The sequence below is a fragment of the Hymenobacter endophyticus genome (assembly GCF_032464715.1).
Lineage (GTDB): Bacteria > Bacteroidota > Bacteroidia > Cytophagales > Hymenobacteraceae > Hymenobacter > Hymenobacter endophyticus.
In genome coordinates this window covers 304679-321634 of the sequence record NZ_JAWDJT010000001.1, presented here as the reverse complement: position 1 = coordinate 321634, position 16956 = coordinate 304679, and the positions used below count along the sequence as shown (strand labels likewise).

At 59.5% G+C, this 16956-nt stretch carries 10 protein-coding genes; 4 read left to right on the top strand and 6 right to left on the bottom strand.

Features of this window, described 5'->3' with window-relative positions; translation table 11 throughout:
* Positions 1 to 115: 115 nt before the first annotated feature.
* The 4 genes from ROI90_RS01350 to ppk1 all read left to right on the top strand — a co-directional run bounded on the left by ROI90_RS01350 (position 116) and on the right by ppk1 (position 6413).
* Entirely contained in the window at positions 116 to 1486 is a 1371-nt protein-coding gene (locus tag ROI90_RS01350; RefSeq protein WP_315996544.1) for a VPS10 domain-containing protein, read from the top strand.
* Positions 1487 to 1646: 160 nt separating this feature from the next.
* A complete protein-coding gene (gyrB, locus tag ROI90_RS01345; protein ID WP_315996543.1) occupies positions 1647 to 3629 on the top strand; it encodes a DNA topoisomerase (ATP-hydrolyzing) subunit B in 1983 nt (660 codons plus the stop codon).
* A gap of 60 nt (positions 3630 to 3689) precedes the next feature.
* The gene (locus ROI90_RS01340; RefSeq protein ID WP_315996542.1) at positions 3690 to 4070 is read left to right on the top strand and encodes a RidA family protein; all 381 of its coding nucleotides are present in this window, start codon (positions 3690 to 3692) and stop codon (positions 4068 to 4070) included.
* A 54-nt stretch (positions 4071 to 4124) separates the two neighbouring features.
* A complete protein-coding gene (gene ppk1 / locus ROI90_RS01335) occupies positions 4125 to 6413 on the top strand; it encodes a polyphosphate kinase 1 (RefSeq protein ID WP_315996541.1) in 2289 nt (762 codons plus the stop codon).
* Positions 6414 to 6556: 143 nt separating this feature from the next.
* Here ppk1 and ROI90_RS01330 read toward each other — a convergent pair whose 3' ends face one another.
* The 6 genes from ROI90_RS01330 to topA all read right to left on the bottom strand — a co-directional run bounded on the left by ROI90_RS01330 (position 6557) and on the right by topA (position 16717).
* Entirely contained in the window at positions 6557 to 7561 is a 1005-nt protein-coding gene (locus tag ROI90_RS01330; protein ID WP_315996540.1) for a Ppx/GppA phosphatase family protein, read from the bottom strand.
* 235 nt (positions 7562 to 7796) lie between these two features.
* Positions 7797 to 11519 carry a hypothetical protein gene (locus tag ROI90_RS01325; protein WP_315996539.1) on the bottom strand — a complete coding sequence of 1241 codons (3723 nt, stop codon included), beginning with the start codon at positions 11517 to 11519 and terminating at the stop codon, positions 7797 to 7799.
* 74 nt (positions 11520 to 11593) lie between these two features.
* A complete protein-coding gene (locus tag ROI90_RS01320) occupies positions 11594 to 12142 on the bottom strand; it encodes a metal-dependent hydrolase (RefSeq protein ID WP_315996538.1) in 549 nt (182 codons plus the stop codon).
* A 285-nt stretch (positions 12143 to 12427) separates the two neighbouring features.
* The gene (locus ROI90_RS01315) at positions 12428 to 13120 is read right to left on the bottom strand and encodes an SIR2 family NAD-dependent protein deacylase (RefSeq protein WP_315996537.1); all 693 of its coding nucleotides are present in this window, start codon (positions 13118 to 13120) and stop codon (positions 12428 to 12430) included.
* Between the two features lie 35 nt (positions 13121 to 13155).
* Positions 13156 to 14064 (bottom strand): DUF4846 domain-containing protein, encoded by a 909-nt coding sequence (locus ROI90_RS01310; protein ID WP_315996536.1) that lies wholly within the window; start codon positions 14062 to 14064, stop codon positions 13156 to 13158.
* A 154-nt stretch (positions 14065 to 14218) separates the two neighbouring features.
* Positions 14219 to 16717 (bottom strand): type I DNA topoisomerase, encoded by a 2499-nt coding sequence (gene topA, locus ROI90_RS01305; RefSeq protein ID WP_315996535.1) that lies wholly within the window; start codon positions 16715 to 16717, stop codon positions 14219 to 14221.
* Between the last annotated feature and the right edge of the window lie 239 nt (positions 16718 to 16956).

The following is a 16956-nucleotide window of genomic DNA, read 5'->3' as shown; positions in this document are numbered from 1 at the left end:
GCGCCAGCTAAGGCTACTGATCAGCCAAAAGGAGAAATAGTAGAATCTACTTTTTCTTCCCCCCGCCGCGCGTATCTTGCTAGTTCCTTTTCAGCCCTTTCACGCCTTTCCGAAGATGAAAAAACTGATACTATCCTTGGCCGGCTGCCTGGCTTTCGGTCTTTCGGCTCAAGCCCAATGGGTGCTGCAGCCCTTCTCCTTTGCCCCCGCCGACAACCTGGCCCTGCTCGATGCCGTGGATGCCAACACCGCCTGGGCCCTGTCCGATGGGTACTTCTCCCGCGAATACACCAACCAGGTAGCCCGCACCTTCGACGGCGGCCAAAACTGGACCGTGCTGACCGTGGCTCAGGTAAATACCAACGAAGAAGGTATCGAGGCACTGTCGGCCGTAAGCGCCGCCACGGCCTGGATAGCTACTTTAGGCGATAATGGGGGGCGGGTACTCAAAACCACCAACGGCGGCAGTACCTGGACGGTGCAGAGCACGTCGGCCATGTACAGCGGGCCACGGAGCTGGCCTAACGCCATCCACTTCTTTAATGCCAACGACGGGGTGGTAATAGGTGACCCGGCAGTGCGTAACGAACCGGCAGCGCGTAACGAAGCCATGGAAATCTACTACACCTCAAATGGTGGTACCTCCTGGACGCGCTCAGCCAACGTGCCCATTGGCACAGTTAACGAGTTTGGTACTCTAACCCTGCCGGCCGTAGCGGGCAACTCCATCTGGTTTACCAATGACAGAGGTGACATCTTCCGCTCTACCGACAAGGGCGTTACCTGGGCCGTTACCCGGGGCGTTGGTCCCCGCGAAATTGAGGCCCTGGCTTTCCGCGACGAGCAGAACGGACTTGCCCTGATTTCCGATAATGCCACTAACCACACGCTTTACCGCACCACCGACGGGGGCGTAACCTGGAACCAGCTCAGCTACACCGGCCCCCTGCGCAGTTTTGCCCTCGATAACATTCCCGGTACCAACAACTACATTTCAGTCGGCATCAACTTTACTAATTTTACCAAGAGCGACGCGGGCTCCTCCTACAGCCGCGACAATGGCCAAACCTGGACCAGCATCGAAACCAGCATCAACCACTTCAACGTGGATGCGGTCAGCCCTACCGCCGTTTGGGCCGGGGCCATTGGGGGAAACGCAGATGGTGAACCAATTGGCATTGGTGCCGCCAAGCTCACCAGCACCGTGCTGCCCACCCGCGCCGCTGCCGCAGTGCTGGGAGCCAGTCTGGCCCCCAACCCCAGCGCCAGCGGCCAGTTCCGGGTGCAGTGGCCCGCCGCTGCGCACACCGGCACTATCACCCTCACAGTGGCCGATGCCTTGGGCCGGGAAGTGCAGCGCCGTAGCCTGGAGGCTGCCCGCGCCACTGAACTGAGCCTGGACCTGAGCGGTGAAAAAGCCGGGGTGTACCAGGTTACTCTGACCTCGGCAGCCGGCGTAAGCCGCCTCCGTGCCCAGGTGCTGTAGCCGCGTACTCTGGCCCCATAAAAAAGCCGTTGCTCCTGTGTCGGAACAACGGCTTTTTTATGGGTGGATGGCAGGGGTAAATCGGCCTTGCGGCTGGCAAAAACCGGATTTTTTCGGTATCTTTGTAGATGCCCAATCAGGGTTGAATTAACTGCCTCTCATGAGTGAAACACAAGAGATAATCGGAACCTCGGACTACTCCGCGGATAGCATTCAGGTGCTCGAAGGGCTCGAAGCGGTACGCAAGCGGCCCTCCATGTACATTGGAGATACCGGCGCGAAAGGACTGCACCATTTGGTGTGGGAAGTAGTCGATAACTCCATTGATGAAGCCCTGGCCGGCCAGTGTGACCGGATTGAAGTAACCATCCACCCCGGCAACGCCATTTCGGTGCAGGACAATGGCCGCGGCATTCCCGTGGGCATCAACCAGAAGTTCGGCAAGTCGGCCCTGGAAATTGCCCTCACCGTGCTGCACGCCGGCGGTAAGTTTGATAAGAACAGCTACAAAACCTCCGGCGGCCTGCACGGCGTGGGTGTAAGCTGCGTGAATGCCCTCAGCACCCACACCCACGTGACGGTGAAGCGTGACGGCCACATCTACGAGCAGGAGTACACTATTGGCGTGCCCCAGTACGATGTGCGCCAGATTGGCGACACCACGGAGCGCGGCACCCAGGTATGGTTCCAGCCCGACGGCACCATCTTCGACGAAACCCTCATCTACTCCTATGAGCGGATTGCTACCCGCCTGCGGGAGCTATCCTACCTCAACCGGGGGATTCGCATCATCCTCACCGACCTGCGCACGCCGGAAGATGGGGGCGAGCCCCAGCAGAGCGAGTTTTACTCGGAAGGTGGCGTGGCCGAGTACGTGCAGTACCTCGATAACAGTCGCACGGTGCTTATGCACAAGCCGGTGTACGTGGCTACGGAGCGCGGTATTCCGGTAGAAGTAGCCTTTCAGTACAACGACTCGTTCCAGGAGCACATCTACTCCTACGTCAACAACATCAACACCCACGAAGGTGGCACCCACGTTTCCGGCTTCCGGGCGGCTATTACCCGCGTGCTGAAGGCCTACGCCGAGAAATCGGGGGAGGTAGCCAAGGCCAAGGTGGAAATCCAGGGCGACGACTTCCGCGAGGGTCTCACCGCCGTTATTTCGGTGAAGGTGGCCGAGCCCAAGTTCGAAGGCCAGACCAAAGGCAAGCTCGGCAACTCCGAAGTAAACGGCGCGGTAAACACCGTGGTGGGCGAAATCCTGAACCAGTACCTGGAGGAAAATCCCAAGGAGGCCCGCGTTATCATCGATAAGGTGATTCTGGCCGCCAAAGCCCGCATTGCCGCCAAGAAGGCCCGGGAGATGGTGCAGCGCAAAACTGTGCTGGGCTCCAATTCCCTGCCCGGCAAGCTGGCCGACTGCTCTGAATCGGACCCCGAAATCTGCGAGATTTACCTCGTGGAAGGTGACTCGGCCGGTGGCACTGCCAAACAGGGCCGTAACCGCGCCTTCCAGGCCATTCTGCCGCTACGGGGTAAAATCCTGAACGTGGAGAAGGCTCAGGAGCACCGCATCCTCGAAAATGAGGAAATCCGGAACATGATTACGGCCCTCGGGGTCACCTTCGGGATGCCCGCCGACCCGGAAAACGGTATCGAAGCCGACGCCAAAGCTCTGAACACGGCCAAGCTGCGCTACCATAAGGTCATCATCATGACCGACGCCGACATTGACGGCTCTCACATCCGGACGCTGATTCTAACCTTCTTCTTCCGCTACATGCGGGAGTTGGTAGACCGGGGCTACATCTACATTGCGCTGCCGCCGTTGTACCTGGTGAAGCGGGGCAAGGAGGAGCGCTACTGCTGGACCGAGGAAGAACGCTCTCAGGCCCAGGAAGACCTAGGCCGTGGCAAGCCCGAAACGGTGAACGTGCAGCGCTATAAAGGGCTGGGCGAGATGAACGCCGAGCAGCTTTGGAGCACTACCATGCAGCCCACCACCCGTTCCCTCAAACAGGTAACCGTTGACTCGGCCGCCGAGGCCGACCACCTGTTCTCCATGCTCATGGGCGACGAAGTAGCTCCCCGCCGCGACTTCATCGAGAAAAACGCCAAGTACGCCAAGCTAGACGTGTAACTGCTTTCGAAAAGGCCCGCTGCGAAGCGGGCCTTTTTTGTGACGCCTCATCTGTAAGCTATGCGCCAAAATATTTCCTCCGGGGCTCCCTGGGAGGCAACAGTGGGCTACTCCCGGGCCGTGTGGGTGGGCAATGTGGTGGAGGTAGCTGGTACCACTGCGCAGGATGGTAACACCATCACCGGGGCCGATGCATACACCCAGGCCAAGCGGGTGCTGGAGAAAATAGAGCAGGCCTTGGTTGACGCAGGTGCTATCCTAGAGCACGTCGTCCGTACGCGAATATACCTGGCAAGCATTGCCGACTGGCCCGCTGTTGGGCAGGCGCACGGTGAAGTATTCGGCACCATTCGGCCAGCTTCTACCATGTTGGCAGTGAGTAGCTTGATTGATGCGCGCTTGCTGGTAGAAATTGAAGCCACCGCTATTATTCCGGCCTAGCTATACTACTGCGGGCGTTTGCTCGTATTTTGTCCGGCCTTTCCTTGTTACCGCATGAAACTCTTCAAATCTGCCGACCTTATCCGCAAAAGCAAGTACATCAGCCGCGACCTGAGCTGGCTGCGCTTTAACTACCGGGTACTGGACCAGGCCCGCGACGCCAGCCGCTCCCTCTTCGACCGGCTGCGCTTTATGGCTATTACCAGCAGCAACCTCGATGAGTTTTTCATGATTCGGGTGGGCTCCCTGTACAATTATCTGGATTACGGCAAGGAGCGTATCGACTACTCGGGGCTGCGCGAAATGCCGTTCCGGCGCAAGCTGCTGGACTTTGCCCACCGCTTCGTCAACGACCAGTCCCTGACCTACCTCAACGACCTGAAGCCGCTGTTTGAGAAGAACGGCTTCAACGTGCTGAAGATGGAGGAACTCACGGAGCTGGAGCTGAAAAAGGCCGACGGCTACTTCAAGAACACCATCTTCCCGCTGCTCACGCCCATGGTGTACGACAGCTACCACGGCTTCCCGCTGATGATGAACCAGATGCTCATCTTCGGGGTAGTCACGCGGGCCGGGGGCGGGCTAGATGCTGAGGCCGAGCGGGGCCAGGAGCGCCTCACCTTCGTGCAGATTCCGCAGAACCTCTCGCGCTTTTTTGAGCTTACCCGCAAGGATAAGGTCATTTTCGTGCCCATTGAGGAAATCGTGCGCGAAAACCTGCCCAAGCTGTTTCGTAACGTCGAAATCGTGTCGGCCGATATGTTCCGCATTACTCGTAATGGCGACTTTACGCTGGAGGAGTCGGACGATATTGATGTGGACTTCATCAAGGAAATTCAGCTGGGTCTGAAAACCCGCAAAAAGGGCCGCGTAGTCCGTTTGGAAGTAGAGCCCAACGCCTCGCAGTTGCTAATGAACGTGCTCAAGGAGCGGTGGAACATCGACAACGGCAACGTGTTCGTCATCAGCTCCCTAATTGACATGAAGGGCCTGCTGCAAATCCTGAAGCACCCGAATTTCCGGGGTAAGGGTTTCAAGCAACCAGCGGCCATTACGCCCCTGAGCCTGCCCGATGGAGCTGAGGACAACCTGTTTGAGTACCTCAAGCACCATGATGTGCTGCTGCACCACCCCTACAACAACATTGACCCGGTGGTGCGGCTGCTGGAACAGGCGGCTGAGGATCCGCACGTTCTCGGCATCAAGCAAACCATCTACCGCCTCGCCGACGACTCCCGGGTATCGGCCGCGCTGCTGAAAGCCGCCGAAAACGGCAAGCACGTATCGGTGCTGTTTGAGGTGAAGGCGCGCTTTGATGAGGAGCGCAACATTCGGGAAGGGGCCAAGCTGGAAAAAGCGGGCTGTTTCGTCATTTACGGGGTGAGCAAGTACAAAACGCACACCAAGATGATGATGATTATCCGCAAGGAAGGGGAGAAGGTGACGCGCTACGTACACATCGGCTCGGGCAACTACAACGAGCAGACCTCCCGCATCTACACCGATGTGAGCCTGCTCACCACCAACGACGTGTACGGGCACGACGTGTCCGAATTCTTCAACGTAATTACCGGCCATTCCCAACCCGACGACTACGAGTACCTGATTACGGCCCCCAAAGACATGCGCCAGCAGCTGATTTCTCTTATTCGGGAGGAGGTGCGCAACGCCAAGAAGGGCCTGCCCTCGGGTATCGTTATGAAGATGAACTCCTTGGAAGACAAGGAGATGATAGACGAGTTTTACAAAGCCAGCAAGGCCGGGGTGCCCATTCGCTTCATCGTGCGGGGTATTTGCTGCCTGCGCCCGGGCCGCCCAGGCCTGAGCGAGAACATCGAGGTGCGCAGCATTGTGGGCGACTACCTGGAGCACTCCCGCTTGTTCTACTTCCACCAGGCGGGCAACCCCAAAGTGTACGCCGGCTCCGCCGACCTGATGGTGCGCAGCTTCGATAGGCGCATTGAGGCTCTGTTCCTGATTGTGAACCCGCCGCTCAAGCGCGAGGCCATCAACGTGCTGTATTTCAACCTCAAGGACAACCAGAATACCTACGTAATGCGCGAGGACGGGGCCTACATTCACCGCCAGCCCAGCGCCGATGAGACCGTATTCAATGTGCATAAGGAGTTCTACAACAAGAACTTCAGTATGGTGGTGGAGAATGCCTTATATGAGGAATGGCTGTCCTGCGCCGCCATCCGCAACGAAGCCTCCGCCGATGTTGCCGAAGCTGCCCCATCCGTACCCGTCGACGACCAGCCCAACGCCCCGGAAACGGAGGCCGAAAGCGTGGCCGTGGAAGTAGTGGAAGAAAATCCAGAAACTGAGGCAGACCTAGCGTAAATAAGGCAAACGCCCACAGGTTACCCGGAGCACCACGAAGGGCTTTACCTCGTCAGAACGACGGTCGTATTAACGACTTGTTCCAACGCGGTAAAGCCCTTCGTGGTGCTCCGGATAACCTGCGGAGTTTTTACTCTGACTACTTACTCGACCTCCGTGGGGCGGGGCTGCTGAGTAGGTTTCGGACGGCCAAGCTGGTGGTCATCGGAGGCCCGAAAGTCTTCGAAATGATCCTCAAACAGCGCCTGTAGCATACCATCCTTGAGGCCCACGTCCGGCACCAGCATCTGGTGCACGTTGGCCCACTCCATGGCCGAAAGGTAGATGTGGCCGGCCGGCACAATAACGTCGGCGCGGTCGGGGTTGAGCAGGGCCACGTTCACGCGCTGCTCCATCGTCATGCCCGTAAGCTGGTCGAGGATGGCGGCAATGCGCCGGCGGGTTACGGCTTTGTCGGCGGCCTTATCGGGGGCCGTTTGGGCCATGCTGTACAGCTTGTTGATATTGCCCCCAGTGCCAATGGCGCGCGAAACGTGGTAACGGCGGGCGTTTTCGCTTACCCATTCCTCCATACGCTGCCAGGTTTCGCGCATGGCCTCGGTACTCATGCCGGCCTCTTCCTGCTGCATGCGCCGGATACTGCCCACCTCAAACGACTGCGAGGCCACCTTGCGGCGGTTATGGTAGATATTGAACTCGGTGCTGCCCCCACCTACATCAATGTGCAGGTAGTGCTTCTTGTCTTCAAGCAGATTTTCAATAACCCGGTTGATGTAGGCCGCCTCATCCTGCCCATCAATCACCTGCACCGTCATGCCCAGTTCCTGCTGAATGCGGGCGGCCACTTCCGGGCCGTTTTCAGCGGTGCGCATGGCCGAGGTAGCGCAGATGAGAAAGTGGTTGGGGGCCACATCGTGCACTTCCATCAGTAGCTTCAGCGCGTGCAGAAACTTAATAAACTTCGCCTGCTTCTTCTCCGAAATGCGGCCGGAGGCAAATACGTCCTCGCCCAGGCGCAAGGGGTAGCGCACGTACTCCACCCGCTTGAGCCGGTACCGGTCGCCGTAGTGCAATACCGCCGAAATCTGGCAGCGCACCGCGTTGGATCCAATGTCGATGGCAGCCAGTTTCAGGAGCGGGTATTCCATGCAGAGAAATGTGAGGACGAGAGTAGGTGGCGCAAATATAGCCTTTCAGACAAGCCAAGGCGCGAAAAACGCAAAATGGTCCGCTGTTTCCGGGAATACCCCGGTCCGACGGGCGTAACCCTTCGGACCGGTTGAAGGCTGCTGACACCCGAATGACAATGGAATCACGTCAGCTTGCGGCAACCGGTCCGACGGCTGGAAGCCGCCGGACCGGCCCCAATTGTTGCACACAGCCCTACTGATCAATGCGGAAACCTAAGCCAAACTGAATCAGGCCATTTTCCACAGATTTCTGGTAGGATACCGATAGAGCCAACTGATCGGAAACGGGCGCAATGTAAAATCCGGCCCCGTAGCCCTCGTGCCAGCCGCCCGGCGAAGAACCTTTGAAGTACACCCGGCCCCGGTCATAGAAGCCAAACACACCGTAGGAGAAAGGCAGAAAAGAGGTTTGTACGCGGCCCAGCGCCAGGCGCAGCTCCGTATTCAGGTAGAGGCTGGCGTCGCCGGTGAAGCGGGTGCGGTAGTAGCCGCGCAACCCCTCGCGCAGGCCTAGGTTGGCGAATTTGTAGAAGGGAATATCGTCGTCGTTGCCGTAGTTGCGGGCCCCGCCGCCCTTCACCACCAGCGTTACCGGAATGCCCAGGCGGGCCGTGCCGTAATACTCGGCAAAGCCCTGGGTGAGGCCGAAGTTGCCTTTGTTGCCATTGAGCTGGTGGTAGGTGTCATGCTGAGCACGCAGGCGCACGCCACGCCGGGCAAAGCTCTGCCGGTCCCGCAAATCCACGTCCAGCAAGGCGTTCAGACCAATGAGGCGCTGGAAGTCAGTGTTCGGAATTCGGTCGTCGGGCACCGGAATCTGCCCCCGTTCCAACTGGCCCAGGTAGCTGCCAGCGGCGTAGCTGGAGGTGTAGTGCTCGTAGCTGGGCCCAATGCGGAACAGGCTGCGCTGCCAGAATACCCGTTCCGCAAAGGCATTGATAATAAACCCTTTATAGCGGGCTTTGTAGTATTTGTCGTCGTAAAGGTCCTGGTCTTTCCGGGTGTTATTACCCAGGCCGAAAAAGTTGTAAAAGGGAAAGAAATTGCCATACTCAGCGCGTGTACCTACATCCCAGCGGCCAAAGGCATAGCGGTAACGCGAGGCCAAGGAAACCTGAAAGTTGCCGCCGCTGGAGCCGCGTACGTCAAAGGAATATAGGTTTTTGAAGCCGGGCTTGCGGAACCCCTGGCGCACGAAATCCACGCCTGCGCCCACTCCCAGGCCGTCATTGGCATTCACAATGACGGTGGCGCGAGGCTTGTAAGTGTTGAATTCGAACTGCTCCCGGTCATACTGGTTCACATCGGGGCGGGTGGAGGTGCGGTTATCCGCTTCCGGGCCCAGCTTGAGGTCGGTATCGGGCACATCGTACACCTTGGTGAGGGTGCGCAGGCCGCTCACGCGGGAGTCGTCGGTAATCTGGTCTTTCCCATCACCCCCAACGATGCGCACTAGCACGCTACGGCTGGCCGAGCCGGTTACCGTGAATACGTCCTTACCATCGAGGCCGTAGAGGGCCACTTCCTCGGTTTCCTTGGGCGAGAACGTGCGGTCGAACAGCGCCGGGCCGTTAGGCTCGTCCGTGTCCTTGGCCTTATCGAACATCTGCACCCGCACCCGGCCATCGGCCTGGCGCTCTACCCGGAACACCTCGGCCTTGTTGGAGCCCACCACATCCACCCGCTTAGCCAGCAGCTGGTAGTACTCGTCGAGGGCCTGGGGCAGCTCCTGAATACGGGCCTTCAGCTTGCGGTTTAGCTCGGTGGTTGATAGGTCTTTCAGCTCGGGAGGCAGCGTACCGGTGGCCTCGTCGATGGCGGCGGGCGTGATGCGCGCCTGCAGGTAGCGGGCAATATCCTGCCATTGCTCCCGATTCAGGCTTTGCAGCAGGAACCTATCTAAGTGGCGGGCGGGCCAGTTCAGGCTTTTCATATCCCCGAATTCCGCCTGGAAATCCTCAATGCTGGGCACGGCCCACTCCCGGTTGGCCAGGTAGGTGAGGGCCCCGTTCCAGAGCGTAAACGACTGGTCCCGGTCCCGGGGAATGGGCTTGTACACGGTTTTTTTACCCTGCTTGTAGCCAGCCCATTTCCAGTTGTCCTCGTGCTTACCAAAGTCGGCCACCAGCATATCAAACGCCCGCGCCCGGCCCAGGGCCACGGCATCAATGCGGTTGTCGTTGTCTTTGTACAGCTGGCGGAAGAAGCTGAAGGAGCGGCGCACTTCATCGGCTCCCCCGAAACCAGGCAGGTTGGGCTTGGGGTCGACGGGGCGGTCCTCCAGGGTGCCAAACAGGCCGGCGTACTCCTGGCGGTAGGGGCCCAGCAGGTTGTTGTTGGGCAGCACAAATAGCCGGGGCCTGGCGTGCAGAATGTCGGTTTTATCCAGCAAAGAGCCGGTTACCAGAGCCGAATACGGGTGCGCCGTGGGGGTTATGTCGCGCAGCACGCTGGCCGCCACCGAGTGGCGCAGCTCCGGCGGCAGAATCCGGGTCACGTCCTTGTCTACTGAGCGGAACACGTACTCCGAGGAGTCGGCGGCAATGAGCTTGAGGGAAGTTGTCTGGCGGCCCCCGCCGGGGCCGAAGGGGCGCAAACCGCCTTTCTCGGTAGCCAGGTTCAGCGTCCGGGCCTGGACCGGCTGCGTCCAGGAAGTACGGTATGCTTTGCCCAGCCAGAAGCGGGAGCCTCGCGAGCCGGCGTACTGCTTGCCCGCCGCCAGAGTTTGCGTGGCTATAAAGGGCGCATCCTGCTTTACCTGGGCTACTCCCTTCGGGGCCGAAGGACACTCGGGGATAAAGGAATTGACCGGTACACCCGCCTGCTCCGGTCCGCAGGCCGAGCGGAACAAGGTAGCGGCGTATGCCTCCTTGGCCGCGTCGCCACCATCAAACGTGTAGAACGTGGTTTTGACGGTGCCATCAGAATAATAGTCGAGACGGGAGAAGCCCTCTTGCGCCTCATTGAATTGCGACTTCGCATTAGCCCCCACGTGCTGCTTCTGGGCAAAGGAGCCCGAAACCAGGTGGTAGCTGCCCTGCTGCTCCGTGAGTTGCAGGCTGTAGTCGTGGGCGGCGGCGTACACCGCTCCGGGGTGGTCACGCAGGGTATTCAGCATTTCCTTCTGGAACTGCTGATAGGCGGGGTTGGCCAGGTCGCGGGGAGAGCCCACGTTCTGGCGGTAGGCGGCGTACACGGTGCCGGCCACCGGGGGCAGCAGGTGGCGGCTTAGGGGCATGTGGCCGCCGTACACTCCGTTGCTGAGCACCGGCTGATGGCCGACCAGCAGCACGTTGCGGCCCTTGGTTTCGTCCAGCACATCCTGCAGCTGCTCCCGAAACTCCTCCACCGTCATAGTTTTGCAGTCAGTATCGGGAGCCTCGGGCCGGTCGTAAGGGTGCGTCCACCAGGGTGAGTTAATGGCCACCAGGCGCACCAGCGGGGCCACGTCCACCACCTCAGGGCCAGGACAGCCGCCGGTAGGTAGAAAGGCATTCTGGCCAGGTAGCTTGCTTTCGATGTACTTTTCCAGGCGGCGCACCCGCTTCAGGCCATCGGGGCCGGAGTTGGCCCAGTCCTTGTCACCGGGCAGGAAGTAAATTTTTCCGTTGGGCAGACCTTTTACCAAGGCAATAAGGGCATCGGCGCGGGCGGTTTGGCTGGTCTGGGCCGAGTCCTGCTTGCTGCCCAAGCCCTCGTTACCCACAATATCGCCCAAATGCACCACCGTAAAGGGTCCGGTTTGCTGCTCCAAGGTGTGGCGCAGGGCCTGCAGGTGACGGACAGGAAACTCAGCGTTAGCCGTATTGCCCAGCAGAAAAACGGTGTGCGCCGGCGCCGCTGATTGCGCAAAAACGGGAGCGGTAACTGCCAACCCGAGGCCGGTCAGCAGCGCATGCGTGTAACGAAAGGGCATAGGAGGGGAGTATGGAAGCCTCTTCTACGCAAAATCTGCTGTTCAGATTTAATGTTATCTTAATTTCCTGCTGCTCAGCGAAGCTCTACAGTACGTTGGCTCCTGAGCAGGCGCTGAATCAGCAGCAGAATGGCGCAGGGCAGCAACACCCACTGCACCTCACTACGCAGCACCCGGGCCGCCCAGGCACCCACAAAGTTCTTCACCCCAATCGGCGACACGGCAATGGGCCGCAGCCCCAGAAAGTACCGCTCCGTATCAAAAGGGCTGAAAAATGCCACGCCTTCGCCCCCGGTGGTCATAGCATCCAGCACACCGTGCGAGGCCGTGGCCAGAAACAGCAGCAGCCATAAGCGGCCCAGCGGCGGGCCGGCCGGCCAACGCCAGCGGCTGAAGGCGGTGAGCATTGTGGCAACCAGCACGGCGGCCAACAGCGAATGACTCAGCCCCCGATGGCCCCACAAGCTGGCGTAGTCTACCCGGAATTTAAAGCCGATAACGTCGGCATCGGGCAGAAACGCACACGCGGCGGCCAGCACCCAGTAGGGCCAGTGGCGCCGCTCCGGCAGCAGCAGTTTACCCAGCGTAGCACCCAGGGCGCAGTGCCCAATAATAGAAGCCAAGGAGCGAGTGAATTTGTGGATGTGAACTTCTTTGTCAGCGTACTAATGAGGCATAGGGCGGAAAAAGTGCCAGTACCAGTGCCAGCAGCTAAAGCAGGATAAGCCGCCGTTCCTGCCCGGCAGGGGTGCCCGCGCGGGCCATGAATTTCCGCTTGCCGGCCCCGATAATTGCTGCTACGAAACCCAGAAATACAGCCAGCAGCATAAGGCCGCCAAACCTCAGAAGGCCGGTGATATCACCAAGTAGCAGCAGGGGCCGCAATGAAAACAGGTTGGCTATATGCGTTACCCTTGCTGCCGCAGTTTCGCCGCTACTTGCGAAACACCCACGGAGGCTGGCTCAGTGATAAATTGCAGATTCGGGCGGCTGCTGACCGGCGGGCGGGTGGGGTCGATGATGTAGATGGGGGTGCCGCGCCGCACGTAGTCTACGAGGCCGGCGGCCGGATACACCTGCAGGGAAGTACCCACCACCAGAAACACATCGGCGGTGGCGGCTTCCTGAGCGGCCAGTTCCAACAACGGCACGGCCTCCCCAAACCACACAATGTTGGGCCGCAGCTGATGGCCTTGCTCGCATAACTCTCCCAGATCAATCCGGTCCGACTCCATGGGGTACACTAAGTGGTCGAAGTGGGAGCTGCGGGCCTCGAACAGCTGCCCGTGCAGGTGGATAACGCGCGAAGAGCCGGCCCGCTCGTGCAGGTCGTCCACGTTCTGAGTCACAATCACCACCTCGAAATCCTGCTCCAGCTCAGCCAGCGCCAAGTGACCCGCGTTGGGTTGGGCTGCGCGGGCCGCAGCCCGGCGCTGATTATAGAACTCGAGCACCAACTCGGGGTTGTTAGCCCAGCCTTCGGGCGTGGCTACTTCCTCTATGCGGTGATTTTCCCAGAGCCCATCCGACGCCCGGAAGGTAGCCAGGCCACTTTCCGCCGAAATTCCAGCCCCGGTCAGGGCCACTAGTTTCTTCTTCATAAGCGTACTTTTTGACTGCGTAAGGAGCCTCTAAACTACTCAAACCGACCTAGCTCCTCCCGGCGAAATGTCCATTCCGGCGTACTGACCTTACGGGCCTCCGGGTCGAGCAGAAACCAGGCTCCCAGGCCGGTACCGTCCCAGAGGTTGGTGAGCACGTGCATCTGCTGAGCGGGCATATAGCTCTGGGCCAGTAGTGCTACGCGGCGGCCGGTACCGGGGTGCACCGCCACGTCCAGCACCAGCACGGCATGCCCCGGTGAGCCACCCCGGATGAGCACGTCGCCGGGCTGCACCTGGGCCAGGGGTACGGGCCGCAGCTCTTTACTGAGCGACAACGTGCCGGCGTAGGTAAAAATCTGGTCGAGGTAACGGCGGAAGACGGCATGCGTGGGTGCTTCGGCCGGGCGCGGAGCCGCCTGCACGGCGTCGCCTACCACCCGAAAGCCCATGCCAGTGTACCAGTCTCGGAACCGGATATCGTCGCCGCTGGTGAGGTGAAAATGCACCTGGTCGGGTTGTCGGCTGAACAGGTACTCGGCCCGCAGCCGGATAACAGCATCAGCACACTGCTGTAGGTCGCGGGCGCCCACATCAATGTCGAGCACAGCCGCGTGCACGTCCTGCCGATCCTTGGGCTGGTGGTTGTAGAGCTGCACGGGCGTGCCCGCCGGCAGCAGCGGCAGGTGGCGCAACCAGTGTCCAAACGAGCCCGGTTGTACAACTACACGCTGGTAGCCCTGAGGAGCCGCAAACCGGGCTGCTACTGTTTGGCGCGGGTTGTAGCGGCCGGCCCGTAGCCACTTATAGTCCGTGGCGCGGCCGGGTGTTTCGGCCGGGGCCTGGGCAGTAGGCTGGGGTGCAGCGGGTGTTTCAGCCGAATCGGTGGGGGCGGGAGAGCAGCTGAGTAGCCCGGCCGCCAAAGCCAGAAAGGCACGTTTCATAAATGGAATAAGCAAAACCAGATAGAGCCGCAATAACGGATTTTTCAGGTGCTGTATTTCACTTAGCCGCCACAAGAAAAAGCCCCTCCAGGTAGGAGAGGCTTTTTTGGTTACTAGGAATAGAAATTGGGCTTGAAGACTTGAGCTGGCACAGTTACTTAGCCTTCGGGGCTGCTTTAGGTGCAGCTTTCTTGGCGGCCGTGGTACCAGCTGCTTTTTTCGCGGCGGGCTTCTTGGCCGCCGCTTTTTTGGCTGCCGGCTTCTTAGATGGGGTGTCGGCTTTTTCCGCTTTTTCAGTAGCCGGAGCGGCCTTTTTACCGAAGCGGCCTCCCTTGGCAGGCTTATCGGGAGTGGCCTCGGCCAGTTCCAGGCAGCGCTCCAGTGTGAGGTCGGTGGGCTCTTCCCCCTTCGGAATCTTCACGTTCTTCTTGCCCGCCACAATGTAGGGGCCGAAGCGCCCGTTGAGCACCTGCACGTCCGGGTTTTCGGGGAATGACTTAATCAAGCGCTCCGAATCGGCTTTGCGCTTGGCTTCAATCAAGTCAACTGCCTCCTGGGCCGTAATGGTGTGCGGGTCCTGCTCCTTGGTGAGGGAATAGAACTTGCTGTCGTGGCGGATGTAGGGGCCGAAACGACCCAGGGCCGCCGTCATGTCCTTATCCTCAAATGAACCCACGATGCGCGGCAGCTTAAACAGATCCAAGGCCTCCTCCAGCGTGATGTTCTCAATAAACTGCCCTTTGCGCAGGCTGGCATACACGGCCTTCTCGCCCTCGGGTGCGCCTTCCAGCGGCTCAATTTGCACGTAGGGCCCAAATCGGCCCAAACGCGCCGTCAGCTTCTGGCCGGTTTCGGGGTGCAGGCCGATTTCCCGGTTACTGCCCAGCGTATTACGCTCAATATTCTGGCCCCGCTCCACGGTTTCGTGGAAGGTCCCGTAGAAGCCCGCCAGCATGTCGGTCCACTGCTCCTGCCCATCAGCAATGCGGTCAAACTCGTCTTCTACCTTGGCCGTGAACTGGTAATCCACAATTACGGGGAAGTGCTCCACCAGGAAGTCGTTGACCACCATGGCCGTATCGGTCGGGAACATTTTGGCTTTATCGGCCCCGTAGGTTTCGGTTTTTACCTCCGTTTTGACTGCTTCACCGTCCAGGGTCAGCACATGGAATTTGCGCTCCTTGCCTTCCCGGGTGTCCTTCTCCACGTAGCCCCGCTTCTGAATGGTGCTGATGGTTGGCGCGTACGTTGAGGGCCGGCCGATGCCCATTTCCTCCAGTTTCTTAACCAGGGAAGCTTCCGTGTAGCGGGCCGGGGGCGAGGCGTACCGCTCGGTGGCGCGCAACTGCTGTAAGGGCAAATCCTGACCCACATTCAGGGGCGGCAGTCCCCGCGAAAACGACGATTCAGCAGTTTCATCCTGCTCCTCCTCATCCTTGCTCTCAGCGTAGGCTTTCAGGAAACCCTCAAAGGAAATAACCTCGCCAGTAGCCGTAAGTAAAGTGCCCGGCTGGGTGCTGATGCTGATGGACGCAACAGTCCGCTCAATCACCGCATCGGCCATCTGCGAAGCCATGGCCCGCTTCCGAATCAAATCATAGAGGCGCTGCTCCTGGGAGTCAGAACCCGCTTTAAGCAGGGCAAAGTCAGTGGGGCGAATAGCTTCGTGGGCCTCCTGCGCCGACGCCGATTTGGTTTTGTACACCCGTGTTTGGGCATACTCGGGGCCGTAGGCCCGGCTGATTTCCTCCTGCGCCGCCGTCAGAGCATCCTGCGAGAGGTTCACGGAGTCGGTTCGCATGTAGGAAATCTTACCGGCCTCGTACAGCTTCTGGGCCACGCTCATCGTCTGGGCCACCGAGAAACCTAGCTTGCGCGAGGCTTCCTGCTGCAAGGTTGAGGTGGTGAAGGGCGGTGCGGGGCTGCGTTTGCCGGGTTTTTTCTCCAGATTTTCGATGCGGTAGGCTGCCCCCACGCACCGGGCCAGGAAAGCCTCGGCTTCCTCACGGGTTTTGAAGCGGGTCGGCAACTCGGCCTCCAACACCGCGCCCCGGCCCGCATCAAAGCGCGCTACTACGCGGTAGGCGGAGGAGGTCTTAAACTGGCTGATTTCCCGTTCCCGCTCCACCACCAGGCGCACGGCCACGCTCTGCACGCGCCCCGCCGAAAGACCCGCCTTTACTTTTTTCCAGAGCACGGGACTCAGCTCAAAGCCTACCAGCCGGTCGAGCACGCGCCGGGCCTGCTGGGCATTCACCAGGTTCAGGTCAATTTCCCGGGGGTTGTCAATGGCATTGAGGATGGCATTCTTGGTAATTTCGCGGAAGACAATACGCCGCGTTTTCTGGTCGTTCAGGTTCAGCGTTTCCGCTAGGTGCCAGCTAATAGCTTCACCCTCCCGGTCATCGTCACTGGCCAGCCATACCACTTCCGCTTCCTTGGCCAGCTTCTTTAGTTGACTGATAATTTCACGCTTGTCGGCCGATACTACATAAGTTGGCTTAAAGCCATTGGCAATATCAATAGCGTTGTTATCCTTGGGCAGGTCGCGTACGTGCCCGAACGACGACTTCACCACGAAGTCCTTGCCGAGGTAGCCTTCAATGGTTTTGGCCTTGGCCGGAGATTCGACGATGACTAGATTTTTGACCATACGGGGTGGGGAACACTAGGCGGTTTCGGTAGGAAACGACGCGCGCAGTGTAAAAGTTGAATTTTGCCGCAAAGATGCTGGAATAATCCGGCCCTGGCACGAGCGGGTCCAAATATTGGAGTAGGCCTCTGTCTATATATAGGAGTGGGCGTTGAAACAGTAAGGAGCAAGCGGCTCATTTTCCGGCAGTTACCAATTGCCGGCAAGATTTTGCGCAGGATTGTGTCGAACTGGGCTTA

Excerpts from the sequence above, each read along its gene's own strand:
- ROI90_RS01315 (WP_315996537.1), bottom strand. The coding sequence starts at position 13,120 with ATGAAGAAGAAACTAGTGGCCCTGACCGGGGCTGGAATTTCGGCGGAA.
- ROI90_RS01340 (WP_315996542.1), top strand. The coding sequence starts at position 3,690 with ATGCGCCAAAATATTTCCTCCGGGGCTCCCTGGGAGGCAACAGTGGGC.
- ROI90_RS01310 (WP_315996536.1), bottom strand. The coding sequence starts at position 14,064 with ATGAAACGTGCCTTTCTGGCTTTGGCGGCCGGGCTACTCAGCTGCTCT.
- ROI90_RS01325 (WP_315996539.1), bottom strand. The coding sequence starts at position 11,519 with ATGCCCTTTCGTTACACGCATGCGCTGCTGACCGGCCTCGGGTTGGCA.
- gyrB (WP_315996543.1), top strand. The coding sequence starts at position 1,647 with ATGAGTGAAACACAAGAGATAATCGGAACCTCGGACTACTCCGCGGAT.
- ROI90_RS01350 (WP_315996544.1), top strand. The coding sequence starts at position 116 with ATGAAAAAACTGATACTATCCTTGGCCGGCTGCCTGGCTTTCGGTCTT.
- ppk1 (WP_315996541.1), top strand. The coding sequence starts at position 4,125 with ATGAAACTCTTCAAATCTGCCGACCTTATCCGCAAAAGCAAGTACATC.
- ROI90_RS01330 (WP_315996540.1), bottom strand. The coding sequence starts at position 7,561 with ATGGAATACCCGCTCCTGAAACTGGCTGCCATCGACATTGGATCCAAC.
- topA (WP_315996535.1), bottom strand. The coding sequence starts at position 16,717 with ATGGTCAAAAATCTAGTCATCGTCGAATCTCCGGCCAAGGCCAAAACC.